Genomic DNA, 13,843 nt, shown 5'->3' with positions numbered 1-13,843 from the left:
CGGCGCGGATTGCATGAGCAATCCGCGCCGTTTTTTATTGTGGCTTGTCGGTTCAGCGAGACATGGCCGGCACGAAATAGCGCAGGTTGGCGTCATCGTTCATTTTCGGGCATTGGCCAGGTTTTGCTGCCGGAAAGGATAGCGGCAGTAGCGTCGTTTCATGCAGGCGGTCTTCCACTTCCAGCACGCCGGCATACGCTTTCACCTGGCGTGGCGCGGGCGACTGGCAATCACCGATTGCCAGTTCGCGTCCTTCGCCATGAAAGCTGCCACCGTAGGCAATACTGGTGCACAGCGCCGGCCAATAATGAAATGGAGTAAATTGTGCTGCCGCCGCCATGTGTTGTTGATCTGCCGGCTGTAATTTTTGCTGCATGAAATATAGCAGCAATGAGGCATGCCGCTCGTAGGACGGCGGCAGTGCCAGGCGCAACGGCTGGGTAGCTACCTTGATCCGCCTGCCGCAGCTGCCGTCGTTGCTCGCCACGGGCAGGATTTCACGTCCCGGTGGCCCCTGTGGATGGATCGCAAACGGGGCGGGCTGGTTCAGACTCAACGGTAGGGATTCCATGCGCAATGCAAGTTTCAGGCGCCGTGCGCCATCGTGGTATTCAATATCATATTGTTTACCAGGCTTGAAGCCCTCGCGGGCCTCGATCCGATACAAACCGTAGGCTGCATCGACTTCTTCGCTGATGTCGCGCAAGCCCTGCTGCATGGCGAAGCGCTTGATCTTGTCGCCAGTTTGTTGTTGCTTCGGTTCGCTCCAGTCCGAATCCACGGCTTTCAAGCTGCGGCATATCGGCAGGGAAGCGTTTTTCTGGCCGGTGCATTGCTGCATTTCCGGGCTCGCCAGATAATAGCCTTGCAGTTGTTGCCCCATTTGCTTTTCCACGCGTAGCCGTACCACGACCGGTGTCAGTTTTCGACCCAAACCATGCTCCTGAATACGAAAATTCTTTGTGGACAGGGCGATTGGTTGCCTGACAATGCTATACCTTCCTTCATCCCTGAGCACGTAATCCGGATAAGTTTCAGGCAGAAACAGGACACCGCGCGCATTGGCCGGCAGGCTGATGGTCGCGGGGCCTGCGCTGGTCGCAGGTGTTGCATGCAGGAATTTTCCTGGCTCATCTCCCATGCAGGAACAGACCAGTACACTGCCCGGCAGCAGCAAGCACGCCAGTGCCATGCAGCGGGTCCAGCTGAATCGCGATGGTCTGGTTTGCATGGTCTCTCTTGACGAAGCGGCTTGATTGCCGAGCAAGATAGTTTCCCATAGAAAAATCCCCCGGACAAGACCATTGGCCGGGGGATTGAGAGGGAGACGCCGCTTATTGCTTCAGCAGCGGCCCCAGGTACTTGCCCGTCACGCTGGCCGGGTTCAATGCCACGTCTTCCGGCGTGCCCGTGGCGATGATCTGGCCGCCGCCGGCGCCCCCTTCGGGGCCCAGGTCGACGATCCAGTCGGCCGTCTTGATGACGTCCAGGTTGTGCTCGATGATGACGAGGGTGTTGCCCTGGTCGCGCAGGCGGTGGATGACTTTCAGCAGCAAGTCGATGTCGTGGAAATGCAAGCCCGTCGTCGGTTCATCGAGGATGTACAGGGTGCGGCCCGTGTCGCGCTTGGACAGCTCCAGCGACAGTTTCACGCGCTGCGCCTCGCCGCCGGACAGGGTGGTGGCGCTCTGGCCCAGCTTGATGTAGCCGAGGCCCACATCGAGCAGGGTTTGCAGCTTGCGCGCGATCAAGGGTACCGGTTTGAAGAATTCATGCGCCTCTTCCACCGTCATGCCCAGCACTTCCGTGATGTTCTTGCCCTTGTATTGCACTTCCAGCGTTTCGCGGTTGTAGCGCTTGCCATGGCACACGTCGCACGGCACGTAGACGTCGGGCAGGAAGTGCATCTCGACCTTGATCACGCCATCGCCCTGGCACGCCTCGCAGCGTCCGCCCTTCACGTTGAACGAGAAGCGGCCCGCGCTGTAGCCCCGTTCCTTGGCCGTCGGCACGGTGGAGAACAAATCGCGGATCGGCGTAAACAAGCCGGTATATGTGGCGGGATTCGAGCGCGGCGTGCGGCCGATCGGCGCCTGGTCGACGGAAATGACCTTGTCGAAGTGCTCCAGGCCGCTGATCGACTCGTGCGGCGCCGGCTCCGTCTGCGAACCGTACAGATGGCGCGACAGGGCCGGATACAAGGTATCGTTGACCAGCGATGACTTGCCCGAGCCGGACACGCCCGTCACGCACGTCATCAGGCCCACCGGCAAGCTCAGCGAGACCTTTTTGAGGTTGTTGCCCGTCGCGCCAGTAATGACCAGCTGCTTTTCCGGATTGCTGGCGTGGCGCTTGGCCGGTACGGCGATCTTCAGCTTGCCGTTCAGGTACTGCGCCGTCAGCGACTTCTTGTTCTTGAGAATGTCGGACAAGGTACCTTCGGCGATGATCTCGCCGCCGTGCACGCCCGCGCCGATGCCCATGTCGACGATGTAGTCGGCCGTGCGTATCGCGTCTTCGTCATGCTCGACCACCAGCACGCTGTTGCCGATGTCGCGCAAGTGTTTCAAGGTTTCGATCAGGCGGTCATTATCGCGCTGGTGCAAGCCGATCGACGGCTCATCGAGCACATACATGACGCCCGTCAAACCGGAGCCGATCTGCGATGCCAAACGGATGCGCTGTGCTTCGCCGCCGGAGAGCGTGTCGGCGCTGCGGTCCAGCGACAGGTAATCGAGGCCCACATTATTGAGGAATTTCAGGCGCGAAATGATTTCCTTGACCACGCGGTCGGCGATCTCTTTCTTGGCACCCGTCAACTTCAGCTTTTCAAAGAATTCCAGCGTCTCGCGCAGCGGTTTGCCCGCCACTTCATAGATGGCGCGCTGCTGCTTGCCGGTGCCGACCTTGACGAAGCGCGCTTCCACGCGCAGGCGCGCACCATCGCATGAGGGACAGCATTTCTCATTGATGAACTTGGCCAGTTCTTCCTTGACGGCCATCGAATCCGTTTCGCGGTAGCGGCGCTGCAGATTGTTGACCACGCCTTCAAACGTGTGTTCCTTGATGACGGTGCGGCCCCGTTCGTTCACATAGCTGAACGGGATCACTTGCTTGCCGGAACCGTACAGCACGGCTTGCTGTGAATTCAGGTCCAGCTGCTCGAACGGCATGTCCAGGTCGAATTCGTAAAAGGCGGCCAGGTTCGACAGCATCTGGAAGTAAAACTGGTTGCGGCGGTCCCAGCCCTTGACGGCGCCCGACGCCAGCGACAGATTGGGGAACGCGACGATGCGTTTCGGGTCAAAGAATTCAATGTGTCCCAGGCCGTCGCATTCGGGGCAGGCGCCCATCGGGTTGTTGAACGAGAACAGACGCGGTTCCAGTTCCTGCAGGGAGTAGCCACACACATTGCAGGCGAACTTGTTCGAGTACACGTGTTCCTGGGCGGTATCCATTTCGTAGGCGATGGCGCGGCCGTCGGCCAGGCGCAGGGCCGTTTCGAAACTTTCCGCCAGGCGCTGCTTGATATCCTGGTTCACCTTGACGCGGTCGATGACGACGTCGATCGTGTGTTTTTCCGTTTTCTTTAGTTTCGGGAGGTCATCGACTTCATAGATCTTGGCCGCATGCGTGCCGCTCTGCACGCGGAAGCGCACGAAGCCCTGTGCCTGCATCTGCTCGAACAGATCCACGTGTTCGCCCTTGCGGTTGGCGACGACGGGCGCCAGTATCATCAGCTTGGTGTCTTCCGGCATGGCCAGCACGGCATCGACCATTTGCGATACGGATTGGGCGGCCAGCGCGTTTTCCGGGTGGTCGGGGCAGTAGGGCGTGCCGACGCGCGCATACAGCAGGCGCAGATAATCGTGGATTTCCGTCACGGTGCCCACGGTCGAGCGCGGGTTATGCGACGTTGCCTTCTGTTCGATGGAGATGGCGGGCGATAGGCCCTCGATCAGGTCGACGTCCGGTTTTTCCATCAATTGCAGGAACTGGCGCGCATAGGCCGACAGCGACTCGACGTAGCGGCGCTGGCCTTCCGCGTACAGGGTGTCGAAGGCCAGCGACGACTTGCCGGAGCCGGACAAGCCGGTAATCACGATCAGCTTATTGCGCGGCAAATCGAGATTGATATTCTTGAGGTTATGCGTGCGAGCGCCGCGAATGCGGATCTGTTCCATGTGATTGCCTTGCTTTCAGTGAGTGGTGCGGCCGGCGCATTGCGGGAACTGCCAGATGAGGCAGCCACAACGGGTCAACCTGTTACTATAGCCGGGTTTTGCTCTGCATGCCTGAGGCAGTCACGGGCGGATTGCGCCACCCCGAGAACGTGCCCCGGCAAAGTTTGATACAGATGCGTGCAGACGATTAAACACTGTATATAATACCAGTATTCAAGTTTCTTGTTTTCACCTGCCGTGAAAAAAACGTGTTGCCGTGCGGTAGCTGGCGTCCGTTAGAAAGCGGATGCTTTGCGCCGCGTGGTCGCTTATAATCGTCGTTTGGTAAAAAATCTCACGCGCGGGACTCCGGCTCCCGCTGCGGTTCATCAGGAGTTATTCATGGCATCAGTCAACAAAGTCATCATCGTCGGCAATCTGGGCCGTGACCCGGAAATCCGCTACATGCCTAGCGGCGACGCGATCGCCAACATCGCCGTGGCCACTTCGTACAAATCGAAGGACCGCAACACGGGCGAACAAAAAGAATTGACAGAGTGGCACCGTATCTCGTTCTTCGGCCGCCTGGCGGAAATCGTCGGCCAATACCTGAAAAAAGGTTCGTCCGTTTACGTCGAAGGCCGTCTGCAAACCCGTAAATACACGGACAAGGACGGCGTCGAGAAGTACGCAACCGACATCATTGCGGAACAGATGCAGATGCTGGGCGGCCGTTCCGGCATGGGCGGCGGCGATGCCGGCGGCGATGACAGCTACGGTGGTGGCGGCGGCTACGAAGCCCCGGCCCCGCGCCAGGCGCCAGCCCCGCGTCCGGCACCAGCCCCGGCACCACGCCCGGCACCGAAGCCGGCGCCGAACTTCTCGGACATGGATGACGATATTCCGTTCTAAGACGCACTACGGCTCATTGCTGCATAACGCCTCGCAAATCCTTGATTTGCGAGGCGTTTTTTATTTGTTGTTACGGGTGTCTTTTAGGTGCTACGGGCGTTCAGCTCAAGCAGATAACCGCTCTCTTCCTTGATCTATGTTGGTTAGCGCCATCATGACTCCCCCTATAATTTAATCACTGCCCTCAGCATCCCGTCCGCAATGCCACACCAGAACAGGGAGAAAATGGTGGCTATTTCGACCGAAGCGCCCCTGGTTGTCGATCTTGACGGCACGCTGACGCCAACCGATACCCTGGTTGAAGCCGTCATTAAGGTGGTGAAGCAATCCCCGCTCAATTTGCTCCGCTTGCCGTTCTGGCTCATGAGAGGGCGGGCAGGCTTCAAGGAAGCCATTTCGGCGCATGCCAGCATCTCGGGCGAACACCTTCCTTACCGTGCGTCCCTGCTGGATTACCTGCGCGAGGAAAAGCAGAAGGGCCGCATGATTGTCCTGGCGACGGCGGCCCACCATTCTATTGCCAGCGACGTGGCCAGGCATCTGGGTCTGTTTGACAAGGTGCTGGCGACGCAAGCCGGTCACAATCTCAAGGGCAGGGCCAAGCTGCAAGCCATCCAGGAGCAGGTAGGGCCATGCTTTGTCTATGCTGGCGACAGCAAGGCGGATGTCCCCATCTGGCAGGCCGCCAAGGCGGCGGTGCTGGTGGATGTTGCCTGGCGTACGGTCCAAACCGTCCGACGGCATGTACCGATCGAACGCGAGTTTCCGGGGGAGAGCTGCGGGCTAGGCGTGTGGATGAAAGCCCTGCGTGTCCACCAGTGGCTAAAGAATCTGTTGCTGTTCGTACCCCTGCTGACGGCATTCTCCTTCCTCGACCTGGGCAAGTTGATCACCATGGCCGTGGCCTTCCTGGCTTTCTCCTTGGCGGCCTCCGCCACCTACATGGTCAACGACCTGTGGGACCTGGAAAGCGACAGGGCACACCCCCGCAAGCGGCTTCGCCCTTTTGCCAGTGCCCGCCTGCCGATTCTGAAGGGCCTGGTCGTGGCAGCGGCGGCGTTGCTCCTGGCCCTCGTTCTGGCCTGGTTCGTGTCGAATGCCTTCCTTCTGATGCTCCTGCTTTACCTCGTGCTGACCAGCGCGTATAGCTGGGTGCTCAAGGAATACGTGCTGATTGACGTGCTCATGCTATCCCTGCTGTATACCTTGCGCATCCTGGCAGGTTCGGTTGCCATTGGTGCCGCCGCCAGTTCCTGGCTGTTGGCTTTCTCGGTCTTCATGTTCCTCAGCCTCGCCCTGGTGAAGCGCTGTGCGGAGCTGGTCACCCTGGAAGAGAATGGCAAGGCAGCCACGCGTGGACGGGATTACCGGGTGACCGACCTGGCGGTGTTGTGGCCCCTGGGGGGCGGGGCGGCCCTCTCTGCCGTGGTGGTGTTCGGGCTGTTCATCAGTGCGCCGGAAACGCAGCGGCGCTATGGCACCCCGCAGATGCTGTGGCTGGTTGCCCTGGGATTGATTTACTGGCTTGCGCGCCTGTGGGTGAAAACCTCCCGCGGTGAAATGCACGATGATCCGGTGATTTACGCCCTCAAGGACCACGGCAGCCGCATGACCGTATGCGCCATGGTGGCCATCATGCTTGGGGCGCATTTCCTCGTATTGGGTACCTACCCATGAAAACGCTCTGCATTGCCATCCTGAGCATCGCGCTATCCGTCATGGCGCAGTTCTCATTGAAGAGCGGCGTGTCCGGCGCTGGGGTGAAGGCGATGATGGCTGAGCCCAAGTCCTTCATGACCCTCATCAATATCCTCACGGACAAATATGTCCTGGGAGGCTTCCTCCTCTATGGCCTGGGAGCGCTGGCCTGGCTGGGCGTGCTGTCGCAATGGGAGGTGAGCAAGGCCTACCCTCTGGCAGGCCTGGGATTCGTGCTCACCCTGCCAATCGCTTACCTGCTCGGGGAGCAGATAAGCATGCCCCGTGTGATTGGCGTGGCGCTGATTTGTGCGGGGGTGTTTTTGGTGGGGAGGAGTTAATGAACGATAAACATGCTACCCAACAACAGCAAGATTGGCTGTGGCTGGCAATCATCGCAGGCATCGGCCTCGCCCTGAGGGCGGCGGTGATTGCGGGCTACCAGCATGTGCCGGAAGGCGATGAACTTGCCTACAGGAGCATGGCGCTCAACTTGCTTGGCGGGAATGGCATCGTCGACAGCATGGGCAACCATGCGATGTACAACGTGGGCTATCCCCTGTTGATACTCGCGCCTGTCTTTTTTCTTTTTGGCGACGACCTCCTGGCGGTTCGCGTGGTGAACATGTGCCTGGGAGGCGCGGCAATCGTGCTGTGCTATCTGGTGGCCAAGGAAGCCGGCGCAGGCAGGTTGGGGCGTCTCATCGCCGCACTCGCCTGGGCGCTATATCTTCCGAACGGCATCTATGGGATGTATCTGGCCAAGGAAAACCTGATGATTCCCCTGATGCTGGGGGTCATGTGGTGTGCCCTGAGACTGACACGTCAGCCCTCGAATACAGTGGCAATCGGCTGCGGGGCACTCTGTGCCCTGTTGGCGTTGACTGGCAATGCAGCCTTGTCACTGCTGGCGGTCCTTGCATGGGCATTGCTGCTGTCTCCCGCATCGATGGCTCAGCGGGCAAGCATGGCCATGCTCGCGCTGTCAGTTGCGTTGCTGATATCTGGCCCATGGCTGCTCAGGAACATGCAAGTGATAGGCGCCCCTGTCTTGAACACCAATGGCGGCTTCAATCTCTATTTGGGGAACAACCCGGCTGCGACAGGCATGTTTGTTTCCATCTCGGAGACACCACGTGGCCCTACCTGGGATGCCCTTCGGAAAACGGGGGAAGTGCAGGCCTCCGAGACCTTGAAACAGGAAGCTATTTCTTGGGTGAAGGCCCATCCGGCGGCGTTCCTGACGTTGGCAGTGAAGAAAGCGGCTTACTTCTGGACGCCCCCCTTCCATGAGGGCAAAGGAGATCAGTCGTCGGCGGAAAAGCTAGTTCGTCTCTTGTGGACGATACAGTTCTTGCTCCTGATTGCCGGTGCGATTGGAACGGTGCTGATTCCAAGGCCAAGAAATCGGCAGGTCGCCCTGCTCTGGCTGGCGCTTGCGTGCTACACCGGCGTTCACATGTTGTTCTACGTGATATTCCGATACCGTGAACCCATCATGCCGATCCTGGCAGTGATGGCGGGCTTGGTGCTTGAGTCACTTGTGGCCGCCCGCCAGCAGACAGCGAATCCGGCCAGATAAGATTGGGGCCGTGCTCTCGACTCTTTTGCGCCCCTTGCTGTCATGCTGCCGGAAACTCAATCGCGCAGCCGCATCTCCAGGCTGTAATTCGCCACCGCATTCCTGCGCGCCGCGTTGCGCATCAAATACACCTGCACCGTGTACTCGCCATCGGCCGGCAGTTTCGCCTGGTAACTGTTGCCGCTGGTCGAGCCGATGAACAGGGCTTCCTCCTGGCCGGCCTGGCGGATATTGAAGTAATTCGATGGCTGATTGGTTTTCAGCTTGACGCTGAGGGTCTGGCCGGCCTTGCCAGTGACCGTGTATTCGGCCGTGGCGTAGCCCTTGATCTTGCCTTTCACGCTGTGCGCGTTCTTGCCTGCCGCCAATTCGACGTTTTCCTTGTGGACAGGATCGGCGCTCCAGGCGGGCGTGGTAAAAACGAGGGCCGCCAGCAGCAGGCTGGCGCGGAGGGACAGTGGACGACGCGGCATATGGCATTTCCTTTCAAACTGGATGAAGAAGCAGGCGATGGTGATGCCGCCCATCTTACGCCAGCGCTTGCCAAGCGCCTGTACGGCAGCGCGAGCATGGCCAGTTCGCGGATGGTTTCCCCCCCCGCTTTCTTGACCTGGGTACTTTTTTTAGCTGCGCACGTTTCAAGATGCGGCCGACGGCATTACCGTCAACGCGTATTGCCCCGGCGTTGTCGGCACCGACATGTGGCTCGACATCGACAAGCGCATGGCCGAACTGACCGGCGCCGAGCTGGACGCAACGTACAAGCAATACGTGGACGGCATCGCGCTGGGACGTGCCGAGATGCCGGAAGACATGGCGGGGCTGGTCTCGTGTACCGTTAAAACACTGACGGCATAAAAAACAGGCCACGCTATCGGTGACAGCGCGGCCTGTTTGCGTTGCATCCAGGATTACTTGATGCTCACTTCCTTGCGGTTATCGCGCGGGACCCGGTCGATCATCTTGTTGTAGGGATCGACGCCCACTTCGAACGGCTTGTCCTTCACCGTGATGGTGAGCACAGGCTCGCTGCCCGACAGCATGCGCTTGGCGGTGTACAGGACTTGTTCATCCTTTTCCTTGGCGCCGGGGGCGCGCGCGAAGATGGCGATCTCCACCGGTTCGTCGTAGATGCGCGGGCTTTCCTTGCCCTTGCCGTCGGACTCGAGCTTGGCCAGGTGCAGCTGCAGGGTGACGTCCCACTGGCCGTCCTTGCGCTGCACGGCCGTCGCTTGCGTGACGCGGTTGTCGTAGAAGACGATTTTCTCGAACAGGTCCGTGATCAGCGCCTGCTTGTCCTGCGGCGCCTCGGCGCGGATGTACGCCAGCAGTTCGCGCGAGGTGGTGAACGGCGCCTGCTGGTAGCCCTTGTCCTGCAGATAGCGCTTCAGGGCACGGTTCAGGGCTTCTTCGCCAATCTCGTCGCGCAGGCGGTAGAACACGAGGCTGCCCTTGTTGTAGTGGATGTATTGCTGTCCCTCCACGCGTGCCAGCGGCAGCTCCTCGATGGCTTCGCCGCCGCGTCCGCTCAGGTAGCGGTCCAGTTCATAGCGCAGGAAGCGGCGCATCTTGTCGCGGCCGTATTCCTTTTCCATCACCATCAGGGCCGAATACTGCGCCAAGGACTCCATCAGCATGGTGGCGCCCTGCACGTTGGCGCCGATCACCTGGTGGCCCCACCACTGGTGCGCCATTTCATGCGCCGTGACGTAGAACACGTAGTCGATGTCATCCTGGTCGCGCAGGTCGGCGATGAATCCGATGCCTTCCGAATACGGAATCGTATTGGCAAACGACTGCGCGAAGCTCTGGTAGCCGGGAAATTCCAGGATGCGCACCTGCTTGTGCTGGTAGGGCGTGAACTGGGTGGTGTAATAGTCGAGCGACTTTTGTACGGAGGTCACCATGCGCTGCGTGTTGTAGCCATGCTTTTTATCGAAATATATTTCGATCGGCAAGCCGCGCCACGCGTCTTTCTTGACTTCCCAGCGCGCCGACAGGTAGGCGAAGAAGGGCAGCATCGGCTGGTCCATCTTGTAGCGGTAATAGCGGCGGCCATCCTTTTCCCAGCTGTCTTGCAGATAGCCGGGCGCCAGGGCGATCTGCTCGCCGCTGGTGGACACCGTCGTGTCGAAATGGACCCAGTCGGCATCGCCGCCCAGCACCGCATTGCCATACGCCGCAGTGTCTTCCAGCTTGGCCATGCGCTGCGGTTCGCCCAGGCCCCGCTTGCGGCGCTCATTGCGGTCCGTCAACTCCATTTCCTTGGCATAGCCGAAGTGGGGGAAGAAGGCCTGGTTGTTGAAGAAGCTGCCGTTCAGGTTGACCTGGTCCGGCGCGCCGCTGTTGGTAAAGCCCTCATGCGTGACGGCCACCGTGAAGTCCAGCGGCAGGGTGGCGCCCGGCGCCAGGGGCTGGGCCAGCTTGAGGATGCTGAAGCCGAGTTCCTTGTCATCGAGCACGATCTTGTGCGCCGGCAAGTTCAACCACCGTGTTTCCAGGTCCGGGTTCAGCTGGATGCGCAGGGTATCGAGCGGCTGCTGCGTCTTGTTTTGCAGCACGTAGTGGCCCTTGATCAAGACTTTACGTTGTTCAGGGTAGATATCCACGTCGGCCTGGATATCCGTGATCTTCAGCTGCGGCAAGTCCTTGTATTGCTTGTACAATTTCTCGTAGCGGGCCTGCTTGTCCATGCCGATGCTGGCTGTTTCATACTGGTTCAGCACATTCGTGTTGTAGAAGATCCAGCCGCCCGTGCCTGCCCAGCACAGCAGGACCACGGCCAGCGCAATACCTGCACCATCCTGCAGGCGCTGGCGGGCCAGGCGCAGGCGCGCGCGCCAGCCGGCTGCCAGGCCGCGCACCCAGAATGCCTGCGCCAGCATGACGAGGGCCACGGTAAACAGGCTCCAGTACAGCGCAAACCAGGCCCAGCCAGTCAGGAAGTGGCCATAGCCGTTCATGTCCGAATACTTGATGGCCGGCGTGCCGCCGAAGGCGTACAGATTGTGTTCGAAGTGCAGCATGCCCAGCACCATTTGCGCCACCATCAGCAGGATCACCAGCAGGTAGCCGATGAACTTGTTGTTGGACAACACTTGCAGGGTGAGGGCGCACAAGGCCATCAGCACGAAGAAGAGGGAACCGAGCAAGCTGCCTTTCAGGTACAAGCCCAGTTCCACGGGCGCGCCGCCCTTGTAGAGCTGAAAACCGATGGCCGCGATGACGCCCACCAGCAGGTAGCCGGCGATGACGCCGACCAGGGCCGTGCACTTGGCCAGCAGCGGTACCCAGCCGGGCACGGGCATGGCGTCGCTGACGTCGGCGATCCGCGCTTGCCGCTCCTTGAAGATCAGTTCACCTGCGTAAAAGGTGACGATGATGATCAGCATGAAGCTGAAGCTGTTGTTGATCTGCTGCAACAGCAAATGCGTCATCGGATACACGGCCGTGCCATACATGTTCTTGGCGACATTGGCGCCGGTGATCAGGTTGATCACGGCGAACAGCAGCATGACGAGGAAGGGCACGCTCTTGAACACGCCGACGGCGTCGAAGCGCAGGATTTGCCACCACTGGCGCCAGGCTGTCGCGGCCGTAAAGGTGGGGACGCTGCGCGGCAGGTGCAGCGGCGCCGCCACGGCCGGCCCTGCGGCCTCGGCCTTGTGCTTGCCGAACAGGCGCTTGCCCGTGCCCGTGCGCTGCGGCTTGAACAGGAGCACGGTGGCGGCGAACAGCACCACCGTGATACCCAGCCACAGCAGGCGGTTGGCGAGCAGGAAGCCGGAGAACGGCGGCAGGCCCGCGTTCGCTTCGGCGGACGTGAAGTAGCGCGTCATGCGGCCCAGGGCGCGCATGCCGAAGGGGTCGAGCAGGACGGCGATCCATTCGTTGTTGATGTCGCGCGTAAAGGCGCCGGCCATGCCCCACAGCACGAAAAAGCCCAGCACGCCCACGTAGACGAGCAGCATCGAGCGCGTGGTGGCCGCCAGCAGCATCAGCAGGGCGCCGATGAAGAGCAGGTTCGGGATCACCATCACGGCGAAGCTCCACGCATACGCATGCGGCGAGAACGCGCCCACGCGCTGCGGGTCGACCCAGGGCATGAGGGGGCCGAGCATGATGGCGACGGCAATGGCGGCAAAGATCACCAGGCAGGCGACGAAGCCGGCGGCGAAGCGGCCGAACAGGTAGTCCCATTTGCGCATGGGCGTGGCGAACAGCATGTCGGCCATGCCCACTTCGCTGTCGCGCAGCACGGCACCGGCGATAAAAATGGTGATGAGCAACATCGACAGCAGGCTGAACATCGTCAGCAGCTGCGCCACCACGGTGGGCGCATTGCGGTTGATGTTGCCGATGGCGCCGCCCACCTGGATCGAATCGCTGCTGCTGGCGCCAAAGGCCAGCAAGGCCAGGATGACGGTAAATATCCACAGCAGCGGCTGTTTCAGCTGGTAGCCGAGGTCAAACTTGAAAAATTCCTTCCACATGGCGGCCCCTTACGCGGCGGCGCCGCTGCGGGCGGCGTTGCGCACGTGCAGGAAGTACACGTCTTCCAGGTCCGCGGCGATCTGCGCGAAGCCGCTGTCGGGCTGGCTGTCGGCAAACACATTGATCTGCGGCTTGCCGCCCACCAGGCGCGTCGACAGTACATTGTGCGACTGCTGGTACTGCGCCAGCTCGTCCATGCTGACGCTGCGGCGCCAGACCTTGCCGTGCAGGGTGTCGATGGCCGCCTGCGGTTCCCCCTGCACCAGCACCTGGCCCTTGACGATCATCGCCATGCGCGGGCACAGGTCCGTCACGTCGTCGACGATGTGGGTCGACAGGATCACCACCACCTGCTCGCCGATCTTCGCCAGCAGGTTCAGGAAGCGGTTGCGCTCGTCCGGGTCCAGGCCGGCCGTCGGCTCGTCGACGATCACCAGGCGCGGCGCGCCCAGCAGCGCCTGGGCGATGCCGAAGCGCTGGCGCATGCCGCCCGAATACGTGCCCAGATTGCGTTTGCGCGCTTCCCAAAGATTGGTTTGCTGCAACAAGGCTTCCACGGCTTCCTTGCGCGGTCCCTTTTCCGTCAAGCCTTTGAGCACGGCAAAGTGGTTGAGCAGGGTTTCCGCGCTGACCTTCGGATACACGCCGAAATCCTGCGGCAAATAGCCGAGCTGGCGGCGCAAGCCGGCCTTGTCCTTGAGCACATCGGCGCCATCGAAGTGGATGCTGCCGCTATCGGGATCCTGCAAGGTGGCGATGGTGCGCATCAGCGAGGACTTGCCCGCGCCATTCGGTCCCAGCAAGCCGAACATCCCGTTGGGAATGTCCAGGCTGACATTGTTGATGGCCTTGACGCCATTGGCATACGTTTTGTTCAGCTGTTTGATCGATAGCATGTGCAGCACTCTCCAGAGCTTGGGTATGAAAGCCGGCAGATACATGTCTGCCGGTCTGTGGAAGGGGATCCCCCTTGTTTTTCAGCCGCGGTGGCGGA

Annotated in this window: 10 protein-coding genes; 5 read left to right on the top strand and 5 right to left on the bottom strand. The window is 60.5% G+C overall.

Annotation, left to right across the window (positions count from 1 at the left end):
* Positions 1-52: 52 nt before the first annotated feature.
* Both AC0V2Y_RS23675 and uvrA read right to left on the bottom strand, forming a co-directional pair.
* Complete coding sequence (locus tag AC0V2Y_RS23675) at positions 53-1,231, bottom strand: hypothetical protein (protein ID WP_475417709.1); 1,179 nt, start codon at positions 1,229-1,231, stop codon at positions 53-55.
* 103 nt (positions 1,232-1,334) lie between these two features.
* Positions 1,335-4,184: an excinuclease ABC subunit UvrA gene (gene uvrA / locus AC0V2Y_RS23670; RefSeq protein WP_475417708.1), complete on the bottom strand. Its 2,850-nt coding sequence runs from the start codon at positions 4,182-4,184 to the stop codon at positions 1,335-1,337.
* Positions 4,185-4,565: 381 nt separating this feature from the next.
* Here uvrA and ssb point away from each other — a divergent pair, with 381 nt between their 5' ends.
* The 4 genes from ssb (at position 4,566) to AC0V2Y_RS23650 (ending at position 8,355) form a co-directional block, all read left to right on the top strand.
* Positions 4,566-5,075 (top strand): single-stranded DNA-binding protein, encoded by a 510-nt coding sequence (ssb, locus tag AC0V2Y_RS23665; protein WP_076569341.1) that lies wholly within the window; start codon positions 4,566-4,568, stop codon positions 5,073-5,075.
* 225 nt (positions 5,076-5,300) lie between these two features.
* Positions 5,301-6,752 (top strand): UbiA family prenyltransferase, encoded by a 1,452-nt coding sequence (locus AC0V2Y_RS23660; RefSeq protein ID WP_475417707.1) that lies wholly within the window; start codon positions 5,301-5,303, stop codon positions 6,750-6,752.
* Complete coding sequence (locus tag AC0V2Y_RS23655; protein WP_475417706.1) at positions 6,749-7,114, top strand: DMT family transporter; 366 nt, start codon at positions 6,749-6,751, stop codon at positions 7,112-7,114. Before AC0V2Y_RS23660 ends, AC0V2Y_RS23655 begins: the two co-directional genes overlap by 4 nt.
* Complete coding sequence (locus tag AC0V2Y_RS23650; RefSeq protein ID WP_475417705.1) at positions 7,114-8,355, top strand: ArnT family glycosyltransferase; 1,242 nt, start codon at positions 7,114-7,116, stop codon at positions 8,353-8,355. Before AC0V2Y_RS23655 ends, AC0V2Y_RS23650 begins: the two co-directional genes overlap by 1 nt.
* A gap of 56 nt (positions 8,356-8,411) precedes the next feature.
* Here the strand turns inward: AC0V2Y_RS23650 and AC0V2Y_RS23645 are convergent, their stop codons facing one another.
* Positions 8,412-8,828: a hypothetical protein gene (locus AC0V2Y_RS23645; RefSeq protein WP_475417704.1), complete on the bottom strand. Its 417-nt coding sequence runs from the start codon at positions 8,826-8,828 to the stop codon at positions 8,412-8,414.
* Positions 8,829-9,054: 226 nt separating this feature from the next.
* On the opposite strand from AC0V2Y_RS23645, the gene AC0V2Y_RS23640 reads away from it, so the two are divergent.
* Complete coding sequence (locus AC0V2Y_RS23640) at positions 9,055-9,213, top strand: hypothetical protein (RefSeq protein ID WP_475417703.1); 159 nt, start codon at positions 9,055-9,057, stop codon at positions 9,211-9,213.
* A gap of 53 nt (positions 9,214-9,266) precedes the next feature.
* Here the strand turns inward: AC0V2Y_RS23640 and AC0V2Y_RS23635 are convergent, their stop codons facing one another.
* On the bottom strand, positions 9,267-12,848 hold the full coding sequence (locus AC0V2Y_RS23635) for an ABC transporter permease/M1 family aminopeptidase (RefSeq protein WP_475417702.1): 3,582 nt from the start codon (positions 12,846-12,848) through the stop codon (positions 9,267-9,269).
* 9 nt (positions 12,849-12,857) lie between these two features.
* Positions 12,858-13,745: an ABC transporter ATP-binding protein gene (locus AC0V2Y_RS23630; RefSeq protein ID WP_475417701.1), complete on the bottom strand. Its 888-nt coding sequence runs from the start codon at positions 13,743-13,745 to the stop codon at positions 12,858-12,860.
* Positions 13,746-13,843 lie beyond the last annotated feature (98 nt).

The organism is Janthinobacterium sp. BHSEK, assembly GCF_056174685.1.
Note: the sequence above shows the minus strand (reverse complement) of the source record. Positions and strands in the feature narration are given on the sequence as shown.